Source organism: Lacipirellulaceae bacterium, from assembly GCA_040218535.1.
Lineage (GTDB): Bacteria > Planctomycetota > Planctomycetia > Pirellulales > Lacipirellulaceae > Adhaeretor.
The window spans coordinates 430,679-452,555 of record JAVJRG010000005.1; the positions used below are offsets into that span (position 1 = coordinate 430,679).

Here is a 21,877-nt window from a genome sequence, read left to right on the forward strand (position 1 = left end):
TATGCGAAAGTTCCCTATGTTGGGACGAGACGAACCGTACAAGATTCGCCCAGTAGCGAGAAGATCAATCAGACACTCTCAAAGCTACTAATCCCTTAGCCCCTAGCGCAAGCTAGGGGTTCAAAGCGTCTTTCCGCAGGCGCAACCAGCTGCCACATCGCGATAGCCCTAACCAAAGCCAAGTGATAGACTTACAGCAGAAGCTCCTTTGTGTCCTGCAGTCCCTAGAAGGTATCAAGCTCGATGTGCGGCATCGTTGGTTATATCGGCCCCAAACCGGCCGCCAGTTTTCTGCTGTCAGGTCTGCGGCGACTTGAATATCGTGGCTACGATAGCTCGGGAATCGTCACGATCGAGGACGGCGAACTGTCCGTGGAAAAGTCTGCCGGACGTGTGGAGCAACTCGCTTCATTGCTAAAGAAGAGCGATCCACAAGGGAGCGTCGGCGTCGGTCATACTCGTTGGGCAACGCACGGCCCGGCGACCGACGAGAATGCCCATCCGCATCTCGGCGGCGGGCAAGTGTTGGCCCTCGTGCACAACGGTGTCATCGAGAATTTCCGCACACTCAAACAGGTACTGATCGAAAAGGGATACGAGTTCCATACCGGTACCGACACTGAAGTGGTGGCTCAACTCGTCGCCTACGAGTTGGAGAATCTTTCGCCAGAGATCGACGGCAAGCTCGATCCCTACGCGCCCTTGGTAGCTGCGGTGCAAGCTGCCTTAGCTCAACTGACGGGGACTTATGGCCTAGCGATCGTTTTCCGCGATTGGCCCGATGCGATTATCGTTGCCCGCTTGGGTAGTCCGTTGGTAATCGGGGTCGGTGACGGCGAGCATTACATCGCCAGCGACGGCTCGCCGCTGGTTGGGCGCACTGATCGAATCGTCTATCTGGCCGATAACGAACTTGCGGTCGTAACGGCGAACACCATTCGCGTTATTCATCGCGACCAAGGCGACATCCGCCACGACGTGAAACTGCTCGATGTCGAGTCGAACGAGGTCGAGCTTGGCGAGTATCCGCATTACATGCTCAAAGAGATTTATGAGCAGCCCGAGACGGTACGCAACGCGATGCGGGGGCGACTCGATCGCGACGCGGCCACGGCGGTGTTTGGCGGCTTGAATCTCTCGCCGCAGAAACTCCGCCGCATGGACCGATTCGTGCTAACCGCTTGCGGCACAAGTTGGCATTCCTCTTTAGTTGGCGAGTACATGATCGAGGCGCTCGCTCGCATTCCTGTTGAAGTGCAGTACGCCAGCGAGCTTCGCTATCGAAATCCGCCGCTGACTCCACAGACTTTGCTGTTCGCGCTCACCCAAAGCGGCGAGACGATCGACACTTTAGCGGCTTTACGCGAAATGAAACGCAAAGGCCACCCCACGATGGCTATCTGTAATGTTGTCGGTAGCACGATCGCTCGTGAAGCTGACGGAGGCATTTATCTTCACGCGGGCCCGGAAATCGGCGTCGCTTCGACCAAAGCTTATACTTCGCAATGTGTGGTGATGGCACTGCTCGCCCTGTACTTTGGTCGCTTGCATCACCTCAGTTACGAGGCCGGGCTGCGAATCATCGATGACCTGGAGGCATTGCCCGATCAGATCGATACGGCTCTTGGGACAAACAACGATGCTCGTCGGATCGCGGGTAAGTACGCAGAGTGCGACAACTTCTTGTATCTCGGTCGGCAATACAATTTCCCCACAGCGCTCGAGGGTGCGTTAAAACTCAAGGAAATCAGCTACATTCACGCCGAAGGTTACCCAGCCGCAGAGATGAAGCACGGCCCGATCGCCTTGGTCGACGAAAACACGCCGAGCGTATTCATCGTCCCTCGCGGAGGTGTCTACGATAAAGTCCTAGCCAATGTCGAAGAAATCAAAGCGCGTGGAGGCCCGGTGATCGCTGTTGTTGATGACGGAGATGATCGCGTCGCTGAGCTTGCTGACGACGTGATCGTCATGCCAACCGTCGCCGATTTTCTACAGCCCATTGTGGCGGCAGTTCCTCTACAACTTCTTGCTTATCACATTGCGGTCCTGCGTGGCTGTGACGTGGACAAGCCGCGTAATTTGGCAAAGAGCGTGACGGTCGAGTGATCTTGAATACCATGCAATCCCTAACCGCGGGCTAACAGCTTGCCGGTACGCTCCGGCGACTTGTTAAGTCGCGGCTATCGAATTCTCTGCGATGGAAATTCTCTCCTCGACACTCGTTGCCATCTGCACCTTCAACGAGCGAGAGAACCTGCCATCGCTCGTCGAGGCTATTCGCAAAGAGTTACCAGATGCCGATATCCTGATCGTTGATGACAACTCTCCTGACGGAACTGGTACTTGGTGCGACGAGCAAGCCGCCCAGTACGATTGGTTCTCTGTGCTGCATCGCGAAGGCAAGTTGGGTCTCGGCACGGCCTCGTGGCTTGCTTTACAGACGGGAGTCGAGAGAAACTACGACTGCATCATCACGATGGACGCCGATTGGAGCCATCCGCCCGAGGCTATGTCTCGCATGATTGAGGTTGGGAGTAAGGCGGACGTGGTGATTGGTTCCCGTTACTGCCCTGGAGGAAAAATCGATGGCTGGCCCTACTCTCGTTATCTGGTGAGTCGAATGGTAAATGCGGCAACACGCCTGTCGCTTGGCTTGCCCGCCCGTGACTGTAGCACGGCCTATCGGCTTTATCGTGTTGATTCGCTACGTCAGCTCGACTTCACGAAACTAAAGGCGACCGGCTATTCGTATCTCGAAGAAATCCTCTGGCAACTCATCCGTAATGGTGCAACAGTAAAGGAAGTGCCCATCACGTTTTCTGAGCGTCGGGCAGGGGCCTCGAAAGTGACTTTTGGAGAAGCGGTCGGAAAGGCCAGGACTCTGTTTTCACTTGCTTGGCGACGACTGACCGGCCACTCGAAAGCGTGACTGCGGAGCCGAAGTAGATGAAGTCGAACCAAATAAGCCTCCAAACTTCAACGCGTGCGATCTATTCGGCAATCTCTATTGGCCTATTCTTAGTTGCCGGATTGGCAAGACATGAAGCAGTTCACGCGGAGGAGATCCAACTAGAATTCCAGATGACTTCCCCTGAACTTGCGAAAGACACTGACGTTTACATCACCGGCAGCGTTCCTGGACTAGGGAACTGGAATCCCGGTAGCAAGAAAATGAAGTATGTTGGCGAGCACGTTTGGCAGTTTCGTCTGAAGTTGAGTAAGACGCAGGATCTCGAATACAAGTACACCTTGGGCAAATGGTCGAGAGAGGGTGCGGACGAGAAGGGGAATCCGCTGCCGAACTTCACATACTACGCAGATCGTTCGGCCACGATCAAAGACCGAGTCGATAACTGGACATCAAAATCGAAGAGAGAGGTTAGTGGCCAGATCACGGGCACGGTGAAGTACCATCGTCAACTCTCGGGAAAAGACATTCGTCCCCGCGATGTGGTCGTCTGGCTACCTCCCGAGTACGACACTTCGAAAGACTGTTATCCTGTCCTTTACATGCACGATGGTCAGAATCTCTTCGATCCGAAGACCAGCTCATTCGGGGTGGACTGGCAAGTTGACGAAACGTGCACCCGCTTGATTGAAACGAAGATCATCGGGCCAATCATCGTTGTTGGTATTTACAACACCCCTGAACGCAGTCGAGAGTATCTTCCTGGCGAGAAAGGGAATGCCTACACGCGGTTCGTTGCCAGCGAAGTTAAGACGCTTATCGACAAAGAGTATCGCACCATGCCGAGCCGCAAATTTACTTGGGTCGGTGGTTCATCTGCAGGCGGGATAGGTGCCTTTCGCATGGTTTGGGAGAGTCCAGAAGTCTTCTCCAAAGCGATTTGCATGTCACCGGCTTTTAAGTTTGAAAAATCTCCCGGCGAAGTGGTGGTCGACTATGTCGCTACCGTCTTGAAAACGGAGCAACCGCCTGAGGGTGTGGCCTTCTATATCGACAATGGTGGCGTTGGATTGGAAACCCGATTGCAACCCGGTGTCGACGCCATGATCGAAGCTCTGGAACAGAAGGGGTTCCAACGAGAGAAAAACCTCAGGTATCTCTTCTCGAAAGAAGCTCCTCACTCAGAATCAGCCTGGGCGAAGCGATTCCCACAAGCGATTGAGTTCCTCTTCCATGCTCCGCCAAGATCGAAGTCGCATGGCAAACGTGCCCAAGAACTCACCCCGAGAGCTGAAAGATCAGATCAAGACCAATCGTCAAGATGAGCAGCTCCTCTTGTTCGGGACTTAGTTGTTTATCTTTCGGTATGTTGAGCAGTGGACGGATCCAATTCGGCACTTCCATTCCAAAATCGTCGGCGATCGCCTTAAAAGCTGTTGGTAGGTGTTCTTGTCCAGTTGCGTCTCGTGATTTATCTCGCCACTGACTGACGGATTCTTGTAATTTGCTTGGTAGGGGAATGTTTCCATTCTCATCGGGCTCAGCTCCTAGCTTGGCAGCCATTTTTTTGAGCTTGTTCATATACTTTGAGACGACTTGGTCTGGGGCAGTCGTCGGATCCTGCAAAACGATTAGCTTGCGCATCTCTGCCCGCATAGCAGGGGTGAAGCCCAATATCGTAGGCTCGCTGTCGGCGACCGTTACTTCCTTCGCTGGGGTCTTTCCTTCAGACTTCTCGGCAGAGGTTTCCTCCGGGGATTCCACCTCTTGAGAGCTCTCTGCTTCCGAACTTCCTGGGAACTCAGGCGAACTGCACCCCGACGCAATCAATAAAGCTGCAGCGAACAAGAATGCGTGGCCTTGCATTGGTCTTCCCTTTGAACACGATGAAGAGGACGAGCTTATTGAAGAGACGGCGCCGAGATCGTACATCGCGAACGATTGTGCCAGTGATCGCGATTCTAACGGCAAAACCAACTCCAGGAAAGCAATCGGGCGGCCGATCTGCAACCTATTCTTACGAATCAGGTTGATTGCCAACAATTTCAAGAGAGGTCGGTAGAGATGAGCAAAGGACGAATTGGGATTCTCACAAGCGGGGGCGATTGCCCAGGGCTTAACGCAGTCATTCGTGGCGTCGTCAAGGCTTCTGAGCAACTCGACTATGAGTGTGTTGGCTTTCTGAAAGGTTACGAAGGTCTTTACGACCCCGTCCGCTACATCAACCTCACGTGCAAGAACACGACCGGCATTCTCAACGAGGGCGGTACGATACTCGGTTCGACGAACAAGGGCCGTTTCGCGGCTACCGTCGGTGTTGATGATCGTGTCGATCTCGACCCTGAGTTGCTCGAAGGCGTGAAGACAACGATCAATCAGCTTGACATCAAAGGTTTGGTATGTGTTGGTGGTGATGGCTCTCTTGCCGTAGCGGAGCAGTTCCACGAATTTGGTATCCCCGTTGTTGGTGTGCCCAAGACCATCGACAATGATCTCTCGGCGACAGCCTTCACCTTTGGTTTCGATAGTGCGATTCAATGCGCCACCGAAGCTCTTGATCGGCTCCACACCACGGCCGCCAGTCACGAACGCATCATGGTACTCGAAGTGATGGGTCGCCACGCCGGTTGGATCGCCCTTCATGCCGGAATTGCTGGCGGCGCCAATGCGATTCTGATTCCAGAAATCAACTGGAACTACGAAGACGTCTGCCACAAGATTCTCGATCGCGAAAGCCGCGGCCATCGTTTCTCGTTGATTGTTGTCGCCGAAGGGGCTGAACTTCCTGAGGGGGGACTTGTTGGCAAGCAGCAAGCAGGCGCCCAAGCCAAACTCGGCGGCATCGGGCAGGTCGTAGCGCAGGAAATCGAACACCGTCTGCATCGGGAGACACGCGTCGCCGTTTTGGGTCACTTACAACGGGGCGGATCGCCGACCACTTTCGATCGAGTTTTGGCAACGCAGTACGGAGCTCACGCTGTGCGGCTTGTTGTTGAAAAACAATTCGGACACATGGTCTGCTACAACCCACCTGAGATTTCCAGCGTGCCGATCATCGAGGCGGTCAATCAACTTCGTACGGTTAATCCCAACGGATCGGCCGTCCAGGCAGCACGCGCTTTAGGGATCACCTTTGGCGATCTGCCCATTGACGCCAGCCCGTTTGCCAGCGTGCTAGGAAATGTCGAGCACATGGTGGATAGCGACGATGCCGCCACGGCAGAGGATGTGGAACTCGACGCGGAATTCACCCTCGAAATGGCAGAGGCTGCCGCCGAGGAAGCCCTGGCAGAGTGATTCCACACATCTGCTTGCTTTTGATGGGCTTCCATTGCGTATAATCTAGACGTAATGGAAGGCACTGGAACGAGAGAATCCGAGCAAGACGAATTCCAGCCGTGGGGCAATTGGGAGCCTACGGAGTCGGCGTGGCCCCAGCAGTTAGTTCTTCCGCTATTGCTTGCCTTAGCGTGGCTGCTTTTCGAGCTCACCGCCAACGCGACGCTTTGCGTCTTCGTGGCGTGCTTGAAATTCGGCTGGCAGGACTTTCGCACTGCTATCTGGCTCCGTCGGACCGATCCAGTACGGGCGCGTGGAAAGTCTGGCTTTTGGTTCTACCTAAGTTCGGGCATTTGGAAGACCGCCATCGTCCCTATCTTGGCGGTATTCATCATTGGTCTTCTTTGGGGATTATTCGCCAGCCGTGCGTTTGGTGCCAACGAGGCAATTCTCCGGCAGATACACGCCGCGATGAGAGTCGGCGTCGGAGCTTCAGCCATTCTTGTGATCGTTGTCGGCATCGCCTCACTAACTACCTGGAAGAACAACTTACGGATGTGGGTGCATCACGATTTGCACCATTCACGTCGCGAGAATGTTTGGCCGCCTGAATGGCCCTATCCGCTTTGGAAGCACGACAATCGTGGAAGAGCGATTCTCGCCACGGCACTAATCGTTCTGACGATTACGCTTCCTGCCGTGTTGTTTCCCTTCGCCGTAATGCTTGCCCCTGGCGCTGAGATAACCGTCGTTTTGGGAATCGTTTTCGGCGTGCCAATTGGAGCCGCGTTTGCGTACGCACTGCTACGCGAACGAATCTTTGCAATCACCCCCGAGCAGTGTTGGCCCGAGTCGCACATTACGACGCCTGAAGACATTGCGCAGGAGGCGGTGTTGGAAGCACTAACGACACACGATCCGAATCTTTACGGCTAATCCTCATCGCGCAGTTTTGCCAACGCGGCATAGTCCTCGAGTGTGGTCGTGTCGCCAACGATTTCTTTCCCTGCCGCGATATCCTTCAGCAATCGTCGCATGATCTTTCCACTGCGTGTCTTCGGTAACGCGTTGGTAAAACGAATGTCATCTGGCTGTGCAAGCGCACCGATTTCGGTCCGCACGTGCTGCTTCAACTCGTTGCGGAGTTCATCATTCGGTTCCGCATCGGTGAGTGTGACGAATACGGCAACTGCCTCCCCTTTCAGTTCATGAGGCCTGCCTACAGCAGCCGCCTCAGCGACTTTCGGGTGGCTTACCAAGGCGCTTTCGATCTCGATCGTACTGAGCCGATGTCCCGAGACATTCAGCACGTCATCAATTCGACCCATAATCCAGTAGTAGCCATCCTCGTCGCGACGAGCATTGTCGCCGGCTAGATATTTTCCTGGGACTTTGCTCCAGTAAACTTCCCGATAGCGATCCATATCGCCCCAGATGCCGCGGAGCATCCCCGGCCAAGGGTGTGCGATTGTCAGCCAGCCCCCTTGGTTCTCGCCAACCTCGTTGCCATCTTCATCGACGATCTGGGGAATAATCCCGGGCAAGGGCTTCGTGCAGCTACCGGGCTTCGTGGGAATCGCCCCCGGGAGCGGGCTCATCATGATGCCGCCGGTTTCCGTCTGCCACCACGTATCGACGATTGGGCATTGCTCGTTGCCGATCTTTTCGTGGTACCACATCCAAGCTTCAGGGTTGATGCCTTCGCCGACGGTTCCTAACAGACGCAAGCTGGAAAGGTCGTGCTTTTCAACGTGATGATCGCCCCACTTGATGAAAGCGCGAATCGCCGTCGGTGCCGTGTAGAACGTGGTCACCTTGTATTTTTCGACGATTGCCCAGAAACGGCTTTCGTCAGGGAAGTTCGGCGCGCCTTCATAGACCACGCAGGTCGCACCCGCCGCAAGTGGTCCATAGGTGAGATAAGAGTGCCCGGTGATCCAGCCGCAATCGGCCGTGCACCAGAAGACGTCTTCGCCTTTGTGATCGAAAACCCACTGGAAGCTTTTCTTCGCATAAAGGTTGTAGCCGGCGGTCGTGTGTTTGATTCCTTTGGGCTTCCCAGTGGAACCGCTTGTGTAAAGAATGAAAAGCGGCGTCTCGCTGTCGAGCGGGGTCGCCGGGCAATCGTCGGAGGCTTGCTCGGTCAAATCATGCCACCAATGATCGCGTCCTTCTTGCATTGTCACCTCATCGCCGACCCGTTTCAGTACGATGCAAGTTTCAACGCTCGGCGACTTGGCGAGGGCCTCATCGACAATCGACTTCAGCGGCAACGTCTTGCCCCTTCGCCAAGCGGCGTCAGATGTGAGTTGCACCTTTGCTTGGGCGTCGTTGTTGCGGTCTGCAATCGCCTCGGCAGAGAATCCGGCAAAGATCACCGAGTGAATAGCTCCAATCCGTGCACATGCGAGCATCGCGATGGGCAGTTCAGGCGTCATCGGCATGTAGATCGAGACGACGTCTCCTTGCTCGACGCCGACGCTCTTCAGGACGTTTGCAAAGCGGCAAACTTCCTTGTGCAATTCCGTGTAGGTGAGCGTCTGTGTGTCACCAGGTTCGCCCTCCCACAGGATCGCCGTTCGGTCCCCGTGGCCCTGTTCGAGGTTGCGATCAAGGCAGTTGTAACTGACGTTCGTCTTGCCGCCGACAAACCACTCCGCCACGCAACTCTGTTCATTCCAATTCAGCGTTTCACCAAAAGGCTCGAACCAGTGCAGCTCTTTCTTGGCAAGCTCTGCCCAAAAAGCTTGTGGGTCAGCTGCTGCTTCATCCCAGATGCTCTGGTAATCATTCATCGACTTTAGGCAAGCTTTGGCCGAAAAGTCCGCTGGTGGCGGGAACAAGCGGCTTTCCTGCATGACTGTGTCGATTTGCTTGTTTGCATCGGGAGAGGTCGACATCCTAGGGTTCCTCGGAAGAGAAGAATCGGAATGAATAGTGCAGTTATTGTGACGTAGTTCAATTGTCGACGCAACCAACAGAACTCGTTGCCTGACAAGTGGTTAGCTTGTTTGCAGTGGATGTTCAAACTGTGTTACAATAAAAGTCCCGCCTCGCACATTCCTACTCCGGCCTTCTGGATGCCATGCGACTCCCGATACTCATTTGCTGTATCGCTCTTGTAGCTCAAAGCTGCTCGGATGCAGCAGAGCTTACTTCGTCGCCGGAGAAAGAACTCTTCTTTGAAAACAAGATACGTCCGCTGCTGGCCGAGCATTGTTGGGATTGCCATAACGCCGATTTGGCTGAGTCTCGTTTGCGGCTCGATAACTTGCAGGCCATCCTCGACGGTGGGGATCGTGGGCCGGCCTTAATACCAGGTGATGCCAAAAATAGCCTGTTGATTCACGCGGTGAATCACAGCGAAGCCGAACTGCAAATGCCTGAGGGTGACAAGCTTTCAGCAAGAGAAATCAAGGACCTGGCAAAGTGGATCAACGAGGGCGCCATTTGGCCAGGACAGAAGGCTGAACTGCGAGGTCCCCGCAAGAAAGACGGGCCGCTGTTTACCGAAGCGGAGAAGAACTTCTGGGCCTTCACACCGCCAAGCGAACCTGAGTTCCCCGCCGTTCTCGACGAGGCTTGGGCGAAGTCGCCGATCGATCGATTTGTTCTCTCGAAACTCGAAGCGGCTGGGCTCAAGCCAGCTCCGCCAGCAGACAAACGGTCGTTAATCCGCCGCGCGTACTTTGATCTTATTGGATTGCCTCCGACCCCTGAGCAAGTCCAGTCGTTCCTGGATGACGAATCTCCTGAGGCTTTCGAAAAAGTCGTCGAAGAGTTACTAGCTTCTCCTCGCTACGGCGAACGCTGGGGTCGCCACTGGTTGGATGTCGCCCGCTACGCGGATAGCAATGGGCTCGATGAAAACTGGGCGTTCGAGCATATCTACAAATATCGCGACTGGGTGATCGATGCTTTTAACGAGGATCTTCCCTACGACACGTTCGTCACTCACCAACTCGCGGGCGACCTCATCAAGCAGAAGCCCGATGAGACACGCGACGACTATCTCTATCGCGTTTCCGCGGCCGGATTCTTGTCGCTTGGGCCGAAGATGATCGCCGACGACGATCCCAAGAAAAAGAAAATGGACATCGTCGATGAACAGCTCAATACGGTCGGTCAAACCTTCATGGCGATGACGATTGGTTGCGCCCGATGCCACGATCACAAGTTCGACCCGATCCCAGCCTGGGACTACTACGCGATGGCGGGCATCTTTAAGTCGACGCGGACGATGCAACATTTGAAAGTGGTTGCGCCGGTGTGGCTGCATGAGGTCAAACCCGAGGGGTACGACGACAAGCTGAAAGCCTTTAATAAAACGCATGAACCAATCGTCAAGGCTCGAGATGATTTCTGGATCGAACACGCAAAGAAGTCGTTCTTGGCGGACGACATTGTTCCTGATGAAGTGAAACGGCGAGCTTTCAACAACGGTAAATTTAAACTTCCCAATAAGCCCCAACAGTGGGTGCCGAAGGAGCAAAGAAAACGCTGGCGAGAGTTAGAGAAGGCCGTCAAAGAAAGTGAGAACTCTCGCCCCAAGAAAATAACCGTGATGGCTCCCACCGAAGGCAAGCCTGAAGACCTGAAGGTGAGCCTCCGTGGTAATTATCTGACGCAGGGCGCACAGACCAAGCGACAGTTCCTCCGCATCATTGAAGGCGAAGAGCCGAAGCCAATCGAAACGAAGCAGAGCGGTCGGTTGGAACTTGCTGAGTGGCTCACTACGCCAGACCACCCGCTCACTTCGCGTGTCATGGTCAATCGGATCTGGCGTTGGCGGTTTGGAACAGGGATTGTCGCCACAACGGATAATTTTGGTCGTCTTGGCGAACGTCCCTCGCATCCTGAACTTCTCGATTGGTTGGCCATAAAGTTCGTTGAGGATGGCTGGTCAATCAAAGCGATGCACCGCCGCATGATGCTCAGTTCGACTTACCAGATGAGTACGCAGCACAATCCGGCTGCGACGGACATTGATCCAGAGAATCGTCTCCTGCACCGGTTCCCCAGAAAGCGTCTCGAAGCAGAAGCGATCCGCGACACCATTTTGTTTGTCAGCGATAACATCGACTTCACGATGCACGGTTCGCTCATGCCGCTGAAGGATCGGGCCTATGTGACGGGGACCGGTTCGAACACGCATAGCTACGACAACGACCGTCGTAGCGTCTATCAACCGATTTACCGTAGTGCTGTCTACGATGTGCTGACCGCGTTCGATTTCCCCGATCCGGCGACGCCTAACGGGGACCGCCAAGAATCAGTCATCGCCCCTCAGGCACTCGTGATGATGAACAGTCCGTTAGTGGCTAAGAACATGCGTCGCATCGCGGAGCGGCTGCTCGAAGAGTTCTCAGAAACCGAGCCTCGTATCGAGAGCCTCTACCAAAGGGCACTCTCACGGCCTCCAACCGACAATGAACTTGGCATGCTACGTGACTTCATCAATCAAGCAGTACAGCAAAACAAGACCGAAGGAATGAATCCCGAAGAAGCGATCCTTAACGCCTGGCAAAGTGTCGCGCGTATCGTTATTTCCTCAAACGAATTCCTCTACCTGAATTGATGGGCGACGCTAGTTTTTTTAGCCAAGGATTGCACGTATAAACTCTTGATTCATCCGTGTCATCCGTGCAATCCGTGGCCAGAATTAACCATAAGCCAACTTGCAAACCTCAAACCCTATGAACAACCACTGGATCACCAACGGCCAACTCTCACGTCGTGACATGCTGCGCACTAGTAGTGCGGGGTTCGGTTCTTTGGCGTTGGCAGGACTACTGTCGAGCGAAGCCTCGGCCGGATCGGCGATCCCCGAGCCCTTGTTCGCCCCGCGAGCCAAGCGGGTGATCTTTATGTTCATGCACGGCGGGCCCTCGCAGGTCGATACGTTCGACTACAAGCCCGAACTGCAGCGCAATCACGATCAGCCGTTCGGCTACGATCTGCCGCGGGTGACTTCGTCGAAGACCGGCAACCTGATGGCCAGCCCATTCAAGTTCCGCCAGTACGGCGAGAGCGGCATCCACGTCAGCGAAATCTTTCCGCATGTCGCAAGCTGCGTCGATGACATCTGCTTCATCAACTCGATGCATTGCAGTAACTCGCGGCATGGTTCGGCCTTGCTGGAACTTCACACCGGCAGCGACACCTTCATTCGTCCCAGCATGGGGAGTTGGATTTCCTACGGCCTGGGGACCGAGAACCAAAATCTCCCCGGATTTATTACGATCTGCCCGACGCTCGGTCACGGCGGTTCGAATGCTTGGAGTAGCGCCTTTCTGCCCGCTCATCATGCCGGCACGCCCATCGGTTTTTCCAGCACGCGAGCCAAAGAAGCAAAGATTCGCTACATCAAGAACCACGACCACCAGCCGCTCACCCTACAGCGGCAAGAACTCGACGTCCTTCAACAGCTCAATCGAGAGCATCTCTCGCGCAGCGGCGGCGATCAGAATTTGGAAAGCCGTATCGAATCCTTCGAGTTGGCGTTCCGGATGCAAACCACGGCACCAGAGGTACAGGATCTATCCGGCGAAACGGAAGCGACCAAACGCATGTACGGCATGGACCGGAAGGAGACGGAAAACTTCGGCACCCAGTGCCTTCTGGCACGACGTTTCGCTGAAGCAGGAGTCCGCTTTGTCCAGGTCACGCACAGCTATAAGTGGGACGCCCACGGCAACTGTGAGCCCAACCATCGCAAGAACGCGAAGGAAGTCGATCAGCCAATTGCGGCCCTGATTCAAGATCTCAAGCAGCGAGGGCTACTCGAAGACACGCTCGTTGTTTGGGGAGGCGAGTTTGGTCGAACGCCAACCACGCAGGGCTCCAATGGCCGCGATCACAATAACGTCGGCTATACCATGTTTCTCGCAGGTGGTGGCGTCAAGGGTGGTGTTCGTTACGGAGCGACCGACGAGTTCGGCTACTTTGCTGCCCGTGACAAGGTTCATCTTCACGATCTACACGCGACGATTTTGCATCTGATGGGGCTCGATCACGAGAAGCTCACTTACAAATTCGCCGGCCGCGATTTCCGCCTGACTGACGTACATGGGCGGGTGGTTCACGAACTGTTCAGCTAGTGGAATGGTTGAGACTGAGGGCTCGCTCAACACGCCCCCAGCCACCCAGAGCAAAGACTTACAGTAAGACCATGATCCAACTTCGCAAAGCATCTGAGCGAGGTCACGCCAACCACGGCTGGCTCGACACTTATCACACATTCTCCTTCGCTTCCTACTACGACCCCGAGCATGTCGGGTTTCGCACGCTGCGGGTGATGAACGAAGATCGCGTCGCTGCGGGGGCCGGCTTTGGCACGCATGCTCACGACAACATGGAGATCGTCTCCTACGTTCTCGAAGGGGCGCTCGAGCACAAAGACTCACTCGGCAACGGTGAAGTGCTCCGACCGGGCGAGTTCCAGCGAATTTCAGCCGGCACCGGCATTACGCATAGCGAATTCAATCCCTCTTCCGACTCGCCGACGCACTTCTATCAGATCTGGCTATTGCCCGACGAGCAAGATTTATCGCCAAGCTATGAGCAAAAGCAATTCGCCGACGAGCAACTAGCAGACAACTTGCGTCTGGTTGCCTCGCCCGACGGCGGTGAAGGTTCTCTCACGATTCATCAAGACGTGCGAATCTATCTCTCTCGCCTCTCGCCCGACAGCGCAGTAAGCTACAACCTTGCAGAAAATCGTCATGCCTGGCTGCAAGTGCTCCGCGGCAGTGTCAAGCTGAACGAGCTAGCCATGCAAACCAGCGACGGTGCGGCCGTGAGCGACGAGCCTCAACTCCGCATCACCGCCCAAGAGCAAGCAGAGATTATCCTCTTCGATTTGAATTGACCAAAGGACAACGCATGACGCTTCGTGAGAAATTCACTTCCTTGGGACTTCTGATCCTCCGTCTCGCCTTCGGCTTGATGATGCTCAAGCACGGCATCGACAAGATGCAGATATTCGATACTTTGGCGGAGAAGTTTGCCGACCCGATTGGAATGGGACCTCGCACGAGCCTCATCGCGGCGATCGGAGCCGAAGTTGGTTGTTCACTGCTACTAATCGTTGGGCTGGCCACGCGAATCGCTTGCCTGCCACTCGCTTTCACGATGATCATCGCACTGTTTGTCGTCCACGGCGGGGATCCTTGGCAGAAGAAAGAACTGGCAGCCGCGTATCTAGCGGTTTACGTTGTTTTGTTCTTCACGGGCCCAGGACAATTCGCCATTGATCATTACCTTCTGAAAAAGAAAAACGAGCCCGACTTCTAGATGCGGTCATGTCGGTTAATCGACAGTGGGTAAAAGCGGGTGGCTTGACGCTGAGAGAAAGCTCGGATGTCGCCTTTCCGCTGAAAGGTTAGCATTTTGACACTTGCATAAGCTTGCTCTATCAGCGAAACAGAGGGAGTGTCAGGCGTCTCACTTCAGTAATATCAACAGGAGTAGTACCATGGCACGCTTTTCAGAGAAATCTTTTGTTATTACCGGGGGCTCCGGTGGGATTGGTAAGGCGACTGCCAAACTGGTTGCCAGCGAAGGGGGGCAAGTTTTCGTCACGGGCACGAACCAGCAGAAGCTGGACGATGCGCAACAGAAAATCGGAGGACTGATCGCCCTGAAAAACGACGCCGGCGATCCGGCCGCTGCCGAAGCACTGGCTGAGGCTGTTAAAGAACACTTCGGGCAGGTTGATGGCATCTTCCTCAACGCGGGTTACGGCGCTTTCGTGCCTCACACAGAAGTGAGTGCCGAGCAGTTCGACGAGCAATACTCCGTCAACGTGCGTGGTCCGATACTTCACGCCAAGGTTCTCAGCCCTTTGCTTCGCGACGGCGGCTCAATCCTCCTCAATACTTCAGTGGCACAAGACCTCGGGATGGAAGGCGGTGTTCTTTACAACTCTACCAAAGGAGCTTTGCGTACCGTGACGCGAGTGCTGGCACGTGAACTGGCGGAACGAAAAGTGCGCGTCAATGCCGTCAGTCCAGGACCGATCGGCAGCGACTTTTTCGATCGCACCGGAATGTCCGACGAGCAGCAGGAAGAAATGACAGAGCAAATCCGCTCGCAAGTTCCACTAGGCCGCTTTGGTGAACCTGAAGAAATCGCCCACGCAGCCGCCTTTCTACTCTCTGACGCAGCCTCTTACATCACCGGTGCCGAACTCACCGTAGACGGTGGGATGACGCAGATGTGATCGCAAAGACTGGAGCTTATGCACAATTAACGCGTAAAGGAGTTCAAGCATGTCGGATAAGTATCAAGTCGGCACCAAGGTTAAATGGAAATGGGGCAACGGGTGGGGGCATGGGAAAGTTGAGGAGTCTTTCACTGAAAAGGTAACTCGCAGTTTCGACGGCTCAGAAGTTACCCGCGACGCCAGTGAAGATGAGCCCGCTTATCTGATTGAGCAGGAGGATGGGGACCAACTTCTGAAGTCGCACTCCGAAGTTCAGAAAGATTCGTAGCGCTGATATGAAGTTGGTACGTTTCGGAGAACGCGGGAGTGAGCGGCCAGGTCTGCTGGATCAAGCATGGAAGATTCGCTCCCTTGAGGAGGAAGTTGTAGACCTAGGCGGCGAGACGCTCGCGCCTCAATCGTTGAAGCGTTTGGCAAATCTGAACACCGAGGATTTGCCTCTCGTCGAGAACGCAAGGCTCGGCCCTTGCGTCGCCGGCGTCGGGAAGATCATCTGCATTGGCAAGAACTACGCCGATCACGCCGCGGAAACGGGTGCAACCGTTCCCACCGAACCGAAGATCTTCATGAAGGCGACCAGTGCCATCACGGGTCCAAACGACGAGGTAGTCACCCCACGGGGTTCCAAGCAAACCGACTGGGAAGTCGAACTCGCCGTGGTGATCGGTAAGCAAGCAAAGTACGTTTCCGAGGCGGAGGCTCTCGACTACGTCGCCGGTTATTGCGTGATGAACGACGTCTCCGAACGTTCCTACCAAAAGGAGCGTGCCGGCCAATGGACGAAAGGCAAAAGCTGCGACACGTTCGCCCCGCTCGGCCCTTGGCTGGTCACTAAGGACGAAATTCCTGATCCGCAGAACCTAAACCTGTGGCTGGAAGTCGACGGCCAGCGGCGACAAGAGAGCAATACTCAGCACATGGTCTTCGGCGTCGCGTTTCTGGTGAGTTATTTGAGCCAGTTCATGTCGCTGCTGCCGGGCGACATCATCTCCACGGGCACGCCTTCAGGCGTCGGGCTCGGCATGACTCCTCCGACGTTTCTGAAGCCAGGCCAAACGATGCGGCTAAGCGTCGAGAGCCTGGGAGTGCAAGAACTACGCGTCGTAGCCGGGCCTTCCTAAAGAAGCGATCATTCGTAGTTTCGCCGCGGTGCTCACACCGCGCTCTGCCCTTTCACTAAGCTCAAATTCTTGTGGGTTTATTGTTCTTGTCCAAAATTCATCGCCGAGACTGGAATGTGAACAATTGTTCAGTATACTTCCAGCATGATTGGTCATGTCGATGCCGATTGTTTTTACGTCTCCGCGGAACGAGTCCGCCACCGGCATTTGCTTGGGATGCCGGTGGGGGTGCTTGGGAATCACGGTGCGTGCATTATTGCCAAAAGCTACGAGATGAAAGCTGCCGGGGTTGGTACCGGGGTACCGATTTGGGATGCCGTCAAGCTTTGCCCTGAGGGTGTGTATGTAAAACGCGACTTTCGCTGGTACGAAGTCCTCTCTCGCATGATGCTCGACGTCGTGAAGCGACACAGCCCGCGCGTTGAGTTCTACTCGATTGACGAATCGTTCTTCACCTCAGGAAATGCAACCGCCAGCGACGCCAAGGCCTTGCGAACTGCCTTGTGGCAAGAAGTCGGTGTGCCCGTCAGCGTGGGGATAGCGCCGACCAAAACCCTCGCCAAGCTCATTAGCGATTCGGTCAAGCCGTTTGGCTATGGGGCGATCACTACCGACAGTGAACGACGCGAGCTTCTCGAAGGTTTACCAGTTACAGAAATTACAGGCATCGCTAAACGCTCAGGAAGAAAACTGGCTCGCCATGGGATTCTCACCTGCGATCAACTCGCGTCAGCCGATCGTGCCTTCGTCCGTTGGCTGCTCACCAAAAAGGGAGAAGACCTTTGGTGGGAACTCAACGGCACGCCGGTGCTGCACGTAGAAATCGCTCGGCCAGTACACAAGTTCGTCAGCCGTGGCGGTTCGATTGGTCGGGCGAGTTGCGACCGTGATCGCGTTGCTGCCTTCGTGGTGCGGAATGTCGAGCGACTCGTCGAGGCACTCGAGCACTACAAGCTGGTCTGCGATCAACTGACCCTGTCACTCTTGTTCCGCCACCACCCAGAACGAGCCCAACGTGTGAGTCTCTTGGGCAGCACCAATGCCGTGGAGCCTCTCCGCCAGGCGGCACTCTGGCTCTTGCCCCAGGTCTGGCAACCGCGGGAGGCTGCTGTCAACTACATGCATGTGATCGCTGGGAAGCTGAGGTCGCAGAATAAAGCCCAACGCAGCCTGTTCGATCAGCCGCACGTCAGCAACCAACGGCTTGTACAGCGCGCCCAGTCGCTGACCACGCTCATCGAGCAAGTTAATGCTGATGTCGGACGGTTCGCCCTCCGCAGCGGTATGACGACGCCCCTTAAGGACGTGCACGCCGACCCAGCCAACGACTATGATATCTGTGACATCGCTGGGAAGACGTGTTTTTGAACTTCACTGTTGATTTACTTTGGATCGATCAAAACCAAAACCATGATTCCAATACCAATCAAATAAGATATGGGAATTAGTACAAGCCAAGTTCCTCGACTGTACCCCATCTTGTTTTCATGACTTTCCATACGTTTGATTCTCTTGAAGATTCGAAAAGCGTATTTATGCCCTGGGACTAGAACTACAAGAAGGATAGATAGTGCAACACACTTCTCGAGGAAAGAAGAAGTGTTGTCCATCACAATAGGGATGGGAGTGAGCGTAAGGATACCAAGAATAGCGAATGGTCCGAAACAGAAGGCTGCAAGCAGATTTCCCACAATAGCACCTCACCGAAGCAAAACGAAATCGACTCGTATCGTATTTGCTAAAGGCAAGCGCCGTCAACGCGTTTAGAAACTCAACCCATCAGTGATTTATGTGTAAAGGTATCTCCATCCTCAAAGCCCGTTTGAAACAAGAACTGTTCGACGAGTACGAACTGGCCAAACGGATTGTCGCTCGTGGCGAAGACGATAGCGTCAGTGAGCAGCAACCCGAGTTGCACTTCATGTTCACCGACGCAGTCGTGATGCTGCCCGTGGAGTTCGAGGGCCAAACGCACATCATGGAGTGGGGCAACCGCGGCGGGAAAACGCCCAAGCTGCCTAAAACGGGTTGGTGCCGTCAGGAAAGCTTCGACGCCGGCAAATGGAAATGGCTTCACCCCGAACCCTGCATTATCCCAGCCAACTTCGGCCTGGAGAAAGGTGTTTGGTTCCACATCGAAGAGGGCATCCGCGGCATCGTCGTCCGCGACCAACAAAAACGCCCGCACGTGTACATGCTCACCCAACAAGCGAGCGTCTACTATGAAAACATGACCCGACACGAACGGATGCCGGTGCTGGTTGATCAGGTGATTTGAATCGTTTTGCTACGGAAAATTCAATGGTAAAGTAGTAGGCCCGGAGGGACTCGAACCCCCGACCAAGGGATTATGAGTCCCCTGCTCTAACCAACTGAGCTACGGGCCCTGGGTAGGCGATAGGTGTCTAGGCGATAGGCTGTAGGGTTGAGAATAGCAGACGAGCCCGACAGCCTACCGCCTAACAACCTAAAGCCTACGCAACACTGCGATAGTATTCAATGCTCAGGTCGAGGCCCGCTTGGAAATCGATCTGCGGCTCGTAACCAAGATCGCGTCGGGCAGCGCTGATGTCGGCCATGCTTTCCATCACGTCGCCGGCTCGCGCCGGCTGGAATTCAGGCTCTAGGTTCGTGCCCAAAGAATTGTTGATCGCGGTAATAAGGTCCAGCAGATCCGTTTGGCGTCCGCAGCCGATGTTGAAGACTTGGCCCGCAACGCCGTCGGCTTCTGCGGCGAGTAGGTTGGCGGCAACCACGTCACCCACATAGACAAAGTCGCGTGACTGGCGTCCGTTGCCGAAAACGATCGGTTGCTTGCCGGCGATCATCCGTGTGACGAACTTTGGGATCACCGCAGAGTATTCCCCCTCAGGGTCTTGCCGCGGGCCGAAGACATTAAAGTAGCGAAGGGCGACAGTTTGCATGCCGTAGCTCTCGGCGAACGCTTTGAGGAACATCTCGCTGGCGACTTTTCCTGCAGCATATGGAGAGAGCGGCGTCGCCGGGTCGCTCTCCCGTTTGGCAGCGGTCGGTTGGTCGCCGTAGCACGCGCTGCTGGCGGCAAACACGAACCTCTTCACTCCCGCTTGTCGTGCCGCGTCGAGCAGCATGACTGTGCCGGTCACACATTGTTGAAATGAGAGCATCGGCTCCGAGACGCTTCGCGGCACGGAGGCTAATGCAGCCTGATGGAAGACAACGTCTACTCCACGAACAGCGCGATGAAGGTCGTCCTCGGAGAGCAAATCGGCATCAAAAACTTCCACGGACTTGGTAATGTGCTCTAGATTCTCCTGCTTGCCCGTCGAGAAATTATCGAGCACACGCACTCGATCACCACGCTCCACTAAAGTGGTCGCGATATGCGATCCAATAAACCCGGCACCGCCAGTGACAAGAGTGATTGACATAATGAGCCAGCCCTCGCGGCTTAGCCGCAAAGAAATCCTAGTCTTAAGAAAGAGCTCAGCTTCCAGCCTCCAGCGTACTAAACAAACGTCGAAACTGTCGCCCGGGAACAATCTCAACAGCACCGCGTCCATCGTCTTCAAGCACAAGCAACTTGCTTGGGGCTGCGCCTGCGACGGGCGTCAGAACTGGTTCGGCAAATTCCAGGTCGATACTTTCTGCGTGAGCTTCCTCAACCGTGTCTTTGACGATGGTCACAGTCGAAGCAAGTTCGCTGACAGCTACAGGAGCGATTTCTTCGATGACTTCTTCATCAAGTTCATCGAGTTCCGTTGGCTCAATCACCTCAAGCGGCTCCGAGTCAATTGTCTCGTCGTCAAAGACTACGGTGGCGAGCGATGGTCTTGCTTCGATTGTTGCCGTCTGCGAAGTTGCTGCGAAAGTGTCCAACTCTTGAGCGAACTCTAGGTCCATGAAGTTCATGACGTCCGGCGCGAAAGCGAGCATGCTGGGCTCAAAGTCACCAAATTGATCGATGACGATTTCTTCCTCGTCGAATCCGTCGCCAAATGGATCATCGAAGGTGTCCGGTTCTGAGGTCGACTCGTCAGCAGTAGAGTAAGGTTCAGCAATCGTCGAGTCGCTCGAGAAATCAAACGCCGCCTCACTGCTGCCAAGTTCACCAAGCTCGGCGAGCAGCCGCTCTGTCGCATCGATCGTTGCGTCAGTTGAAACCTCCAAGGTCCGTTCTTCCACGCGAGAGAAAGGAATGGAGGCGGGCATCGCCTCTTCGTCGGTTCCGATAATGGAGGCCTCGCTAGTTTCCTCTTCTTCACCCCCAAACTCGAACACGTTGGCTTCACCTAGACCTTCGCCGGCAGGCTCAACCGAGCTTTCAATCTCAATGTCAGAAGGAGGTTGTGATGAAGTCACGACGGCGAGGGGTTCCTCTTGGACATTCCAAGGGGCGGGCAGTTGTTGAATCTGAGCCCAAGCCGCTTGCACAGCCGCGGCGCTGATCGGCAGCGTGGAGGTTTGCTCAGCAGACCAAGCTAGTTGGTCGCCGAGTTGGTTGACGAGACGAGGAATCCCATCGGTTGCGGCAAACATCGCTTCGAGGGCGTCCTGCGTAAAGTAATCGTCAGGATTGCCACCGGCGGCATTCACTTGCGAGCGAATGTATCCGATGGTTTCTTCTCTTCCGAAAGGAGCTAGGTAGCATCGCACTGCCAGCCTTTGGCTAAGTGCTTCTAGCTCAGGCTCGGCAAGTCGCTCTTCCAGAGCGGGTCCGCCCACGAGCACAAGATCAACAAGTGGGATGCCTGCCTGAGCGACATTGGTGAGGACGCGCAACTCTTCCAGCAACCTCACGGGCAAAGATTCCGCCTCGTCAACAAGCAATAGCAAACGAGAAGGAACACCAGCAGAACTTGCCTGCGACTGCAGATGGGTAAGAATGGAAAGTCGTAACTCGCCTTCAGTCAAATCACGAAAGGGCAACCCAAGCTGAAAGAGAATCATCTGCAGTAGAGCGCGACGAGTGCAAAGCTGCGCCCCGGCGAGAGTGATCACCGGACGCTCGGAAGCAAACTGTGCCGCGAGAACTTCGAGCAGCATCGATTTTCCCAGGCCCGCACCGGCGATAACCAAGGAGACACCTGAACTACGTTCAATGTTTTGGGTCAGGCGCAAGCGAGCATCTTCGATCACACTGGCTGGAAAGTATCGCTGAGCCGCAGGCGCAGAAAGAAACGGACGACTCTTGGTCTTTTGGGTTCGCGCTGGCATGGATCACTACTTCCTGGGTAAACGGCCTTCGCTCAATTGCGGGTGTCGACGCGAGAACGGGAGCGCCTACGTGGTTTTGAATCGGCAACCTAGGTAAGCTATCTCCAGACCGATGCAGCACTTTCAATGATCGGTGGCAGGTGG

The 21,877-nt window shown here is 55.0% G+C and carries 18 protein-coding genes and 1 tRNA gene; 14 read left to right on the top strand and 5 right to left on the bottom strand.

All coding sequences use genetic code 11. From position 1 onward, the window contains the following. The first annotated feature begins 243 nt into the window (after nucleotides 1-243). The 3 genes from glmS to RIB44_01975 all read left to right on the top strand — a co-directional run bounded on the left by glmS (nucleotide 244) and on the right by RIB44_01975 (nucleotide 4,236). Entirely contained in the window at nucleotides 244-2,109 is a 1,866-nt protein-coding gene (gene glmS, locus RIB44_01965; GenBank protein ID MEQ8615339.1) for a glutamine--fructose-6-phosphate transaminase (isomerizing), read from the top strand. 91 nt (nucleotides 2,110-2,200) lie between these two features. Continuing rightward, nucleotides 2,201-2,932: a polyprenol monophosphomannose synthase gene (locus RIB44_01970; protein ID MEQ8615340.1), complete on the top strand. Its 732-nt coding sequence runs from the start codon at nucleotides 2,201-2,203 to the stop codon at nucleotides 2,930-2,932. A gap of 17 nt (nucleotides 2,933-2,949) precedes the next feature. After that, nucleotides 2,950-4,236 (top strand): alpha/beta hydrolase-fold protein, encoded by a 1,287-nt coding sequence (locus RIB44_01975; protein ID MEQ8615341.1) that lies wholly within the window; start codon nucleotides 2,950-2,952, stop codon nucleotides 4,234-4,236. Here the strand turns inward: RIB44_01975 and RIB44_01980 are convergent. Further along, entirely contained in the window at nucleotides 4,190-4,777 is a 588-nt protein-coding gene (locus tag RIB44_01980) for a hypothetical protein (protein ID MEQ8615342.1), read from the bottom strand. The two genes, RIB44_01975 and RIB44_01980, sit on opposite strands and share 47 nt — an antisense overlap. A gap of 198 nt (nucleotides 4,778-4,975) precedes the next feature. Between RIB44_01980 and RIB44_01985 the strand changes: the two genes are divergently transcribed. Further along, on the top strand, nucleotides 4,976-6,208 hold the full coding sequence (locus RIB44_01985; GenBank protein MEQ8615343.1) for an ATP-dependent 6-phosphofructokinase: 1,233 nt from the start codon (nucleotides 4,976-4,978) through the stop codon (nucleotides 6,206-6,208). Nucleotides 6,209-6,262: 54 nt separating this feature from the next. Beyond that, nucleotides 6,263-7,126 (top strand): hypothetical protein, encoded by an 864-nt coding sequence (locus tag RIB44_01990; GenBank protein MEQ8615344.1) that lies wholly within the window; start codon nucleotides 6,263-6,265, stop codon nucleotides 7,124-7,126. Here RIB44_01990 and acs read toward each other — a convergent pair. Then, nucleotides 7,123-9,090 carry an acetate--CoA ligase gene (gene acs / locus RIB44_01995; protein MEQ8615345.1) on the bottom strand — a complete coding sequence of 656 codons (1,968 nt, stop codon included), beginning with the start codon at nucleotides 9,088-9,090 and terminating at the stop codon, nucleotides 7,123-7,125. The genes RIB44_01990 and acs overlap by 4 nt on opposite strands. Before the next feature lie 185 nt (nucleotides 9,091-9,275). Between acs and RIB44_02000 the strand changes: the two genes are divergently transcribed. From RIB44_02000 to RIB44_02040, 9 genes are all read left to right on the top strand, one after another. Further along, nucleotides 9,276-11,768 (top strand): DUF1553 domain-containing protein, encoded by a 2,493-nt coding sequence (locus tag RIB44_02000; GenBank protein ID MEQ8615346.1) that lies wholly within the window; start codon nucleotides 9,276-9,278, stop codon nucleotides 11,766-11,768. Nucleotides 11,769-11,886: 118 nt separating this feature from the next. After that, complete coding sequence (locus RIB44_02005) at nucleotides 11,887-13,290, top strand: DUF1501 domain-containing protein (protein MEQ8615347.1); 1,404 nt, start codon at nucleotides 11,887-11,889, stop codon at nucleotides 13,288-13,290. Between the two features lie 71 nt (nucleotides 13,291-13,361). Beyond that, on the top strand, nucleotides 13,362-14,060 hold the full coding sequence (locus RIB44_02010; protein ID MEQ8615348.1) for a pirin family protein: 699 nt from the start codon (nucleotides 13,362-13,364) through the stop codon (nucleotides 14,058-14,060). A gap of 14 nt (nucleotides 14,061-14,074) precedes the next feature. After that, complete coding sequence (locus tag RIB44_02015; protein ID MEQ8615349.1) at nucleotides 14,075-14,485, top strand: DoxX family protein; 411 nt, start codon at nucleotides 14,075-14,077, stop codon at nucleotides 14,483-14,485. A gap of 181 nt (nucleotides 14,486-14,666) precedes the next feature. After that, on the top strand, nucleotides 14,667-15,413 hold the full coding sequence (locus RIB44_02020) for an SDR family oxidoreductase (GenBank protein ID MEQ8615350.1): 747 nt from the start codon (nucleotides 14,667-14,669) through the stop codon (nucleotides 15,411-15,413). Nucleotides 15,414-15,462: 49 nt separating this feature from the next. After that, entirely contained in the window at nucleotides 15,463-15,684 is a 222-nt protein-coding gene (locus RIB44_02025) for a DUF2945 domain-containing protein (GenBank protein ID MEQ8615351.1), read from the top strand. Between the two features lie 7 nt (nucleotides 15,685-15,691). Then, nucleotides 15,692-16,537, top strand: a complete 846-nt coding sequence (locus RIB44_02030) for a fumarylacetoacetate hydrolase family protein (protein MEQ8615352.1) — start codon at nucleotides 15,692-15,694, stop codon at nucleotides 16,535-16,537. Between the two features lie 144 nt (nucleotides 16,538-16,681). Then, nucleotides 16,682-17,905: a nucleotidyltransferase gene (locus RIB44_02035; GenBank protein MEQ8615353.1), complete on the top strand. Its 1,224-nt coding sequence runs from the start codon at nucleotides 16,682-16,684 to the stop codon at nucleotides 17,903-17,905. A gap of 421 nt (nucleotides 17,906-18,326) precedes the next feature. After that, complete coding sequence (locus tag RIB44_02040; GenBank protein ID MEQ8615354.1) at nucleotides 18,327-18,815, top strand: hypothetical protein; 489 nt, start codon at nucleotides 18,327-18,329, stop codon at nucleotides 18,813-18,815. Nucleotides 18,816-18,850: 35 nt separating this feature from the next. Here RIB44_02040 and RIB44_02045 read toward each other — a convergent pair. From RIB44_02045 to RIB44_02055, 3 genes are all read right to left on the bottom strand, one after another. Next, nucleotides 18,851-18,924, bottom strand: a tRNA-Ile gene (locus tag RIB44_02045). A gap of 87 nt (nucleotides 18,925-19,011) precedes the next feature. Continuing rightward, nucleotides 19,012-19,947, bottom strand: coding sequence for an SDR family oxidoreductase (locus tag RIB44_02050; protein ID MEQ8615355.1), 936 nt, complete (start codon nucleotides 19,945-19,947; stop codon nucleotides 19,012-19,014). 55 nt (nucleotides 19,948-20,002) lie between these two features. After that, nucleotides 20,003-21,733, bottom strand: a complete 1,731-nt coding sequence (locus RIB44_02055; protein ID MEQ8615356.1) for an AAA family ATPase — start codon at nucleotides 21,731-21,733, stop codon at nucleotides 20,003-20,005. Nucleotides 21,734-21,877 lie beyond the last annotated feature (144 nt).

What these genes read in the sequence shown, in the direction of transcription:
- glmS (MEQ8615339.1), top strand. Translation starts at nt 244, where the DNA reads ATGTGCGGCATCGTTGGTTATATCGGCCCCAAACCGGCCGCCAGTTTT.
- RIB44_02025 (MEQ8615351.1), top strand. Translation starts at nt 15,463, where the DNA reads ATGTCGGATAAGTATCAAGTCGGCACCAAGGTTAAATGGAAATGGGGC.
- RIB44_02035 (MEQ8615353.1), top strand. Translation starts at nt 16,682, where the DNA reads ATGATTGGTCATGTCGATGCCGATTGTTTTTACGTCTCCGCGGAACGA.
- RIB44_02010 (MEQ8615348.1), top strand. Translation starts at nt 13,362, where the DNA reads ATGATCCAACTTCGCAAAGCATCTGAGCGAGGTCACGCCAACCACGGC.
- RIB44_02020 (MEQ8615350.1), top strand. Translation starts at nt 14,667, where the DNA reads ATGGCACGCTTTTCAGAGAAATCTTTTGTTATTACCGGGGGCTCCGGT.
- RIB44_01980 (MEQ8615342.1), bottom strand. Translation starts at nt 4,777, where the DNA reads ATGCAAGGCCACGCATTCTTGTTCGCTGCAGCTTTATTGATTGCGTCG.
- RIB44_01985 (MEQ8615343.1), top strand. Translation starts at nt 4,976, where the DNA reads ATGAGCAAAGGACGAATTGGGATTCTCACAAGCGGGGGCGATTGCCCA.
- RIB44_02005 (MEQ8615347.1), top strand. Translation starts at nt 11,887, where the DNA reads ATGAACAACCACTGGATCACCAACGGCCAACTCTCACGTCGTGACATG.
- RIB44_02050 (MEQ8615355.1), bottom strand. Translation starts at nt 19,947, where the DNA reads ATGTCAATCACTCTTGTCACTGGCGGTGCCGGGTTTATTGGATCGCAT.
- RIB44_02000 (MEQ8615346.1), top strand. Translation starts at nt 9,276, where the DNA reads ATGCGACTCCCGATACTCATTTGCTGTATCGCTCTTGTAGCTCAAAGC.
- RIB44_02015 (MEQ8615349.1), top strand. Translation starts at nt 14,075, where the DNA reads ATGACGCTTCGTGAGAAATTCACTTCCTTGGGACTTCTGATCCTCCGT.
- RIB44_01975 (MEQ8615341.1), top strand. Translation starts at nt 2,950, where the DNA reads ATGAAGTCGAACCAAATAAGCCTCCAAACTTCAACGCGTGCGATCTAT.
- RIB44_02030 (MEQ8615352.1), top strand. Translation starts at nt 15,692, where the DNA reads ATGAAGTTGGTACGTTTCGGAGAACGCGGGAGTGAGCGGCCAGGTCTG.
- acs (MEQ8615345.1), bottom strand. Translation starts at nt 9,090, where the DNA reads ATGTCGACCTCTCCCGATGCAAACAAGCAAATCGACACAGTCATGCAG.
- RIB44_02055 (MEQ8615356.1), bottom strand. Translation starts at nt 21,733, where the DNA reads ATGCCAGCGCGAACCCAAAAGACCAAGAGTCGTCCGTTTCTTTCTGCG.
- RIB44_01970 (MEQ8615340.1), top strand. Translation starts at nt 2,201, where the DNA reads ATGGAAATTCTCTCCTCGACACTCGTTGCCATCTGCACCTTCAACGAG.
- RIB44_02040 (MEQ8615354.1), top strand. Translation starts at nt 18,327, where the DNA reads ATGTGTAAAGGTATCTCCATCCTCAAAGCCCGTTTGAAACAAGAACTG.
- RIB44_01990 (MEQ8615344.1), top strand. Translation starts at nt 6,263, where the DNA reads ATGGAAGGCACTGGAACGAGAGAATCCGAGCAAGACGAATTCCAGCCG.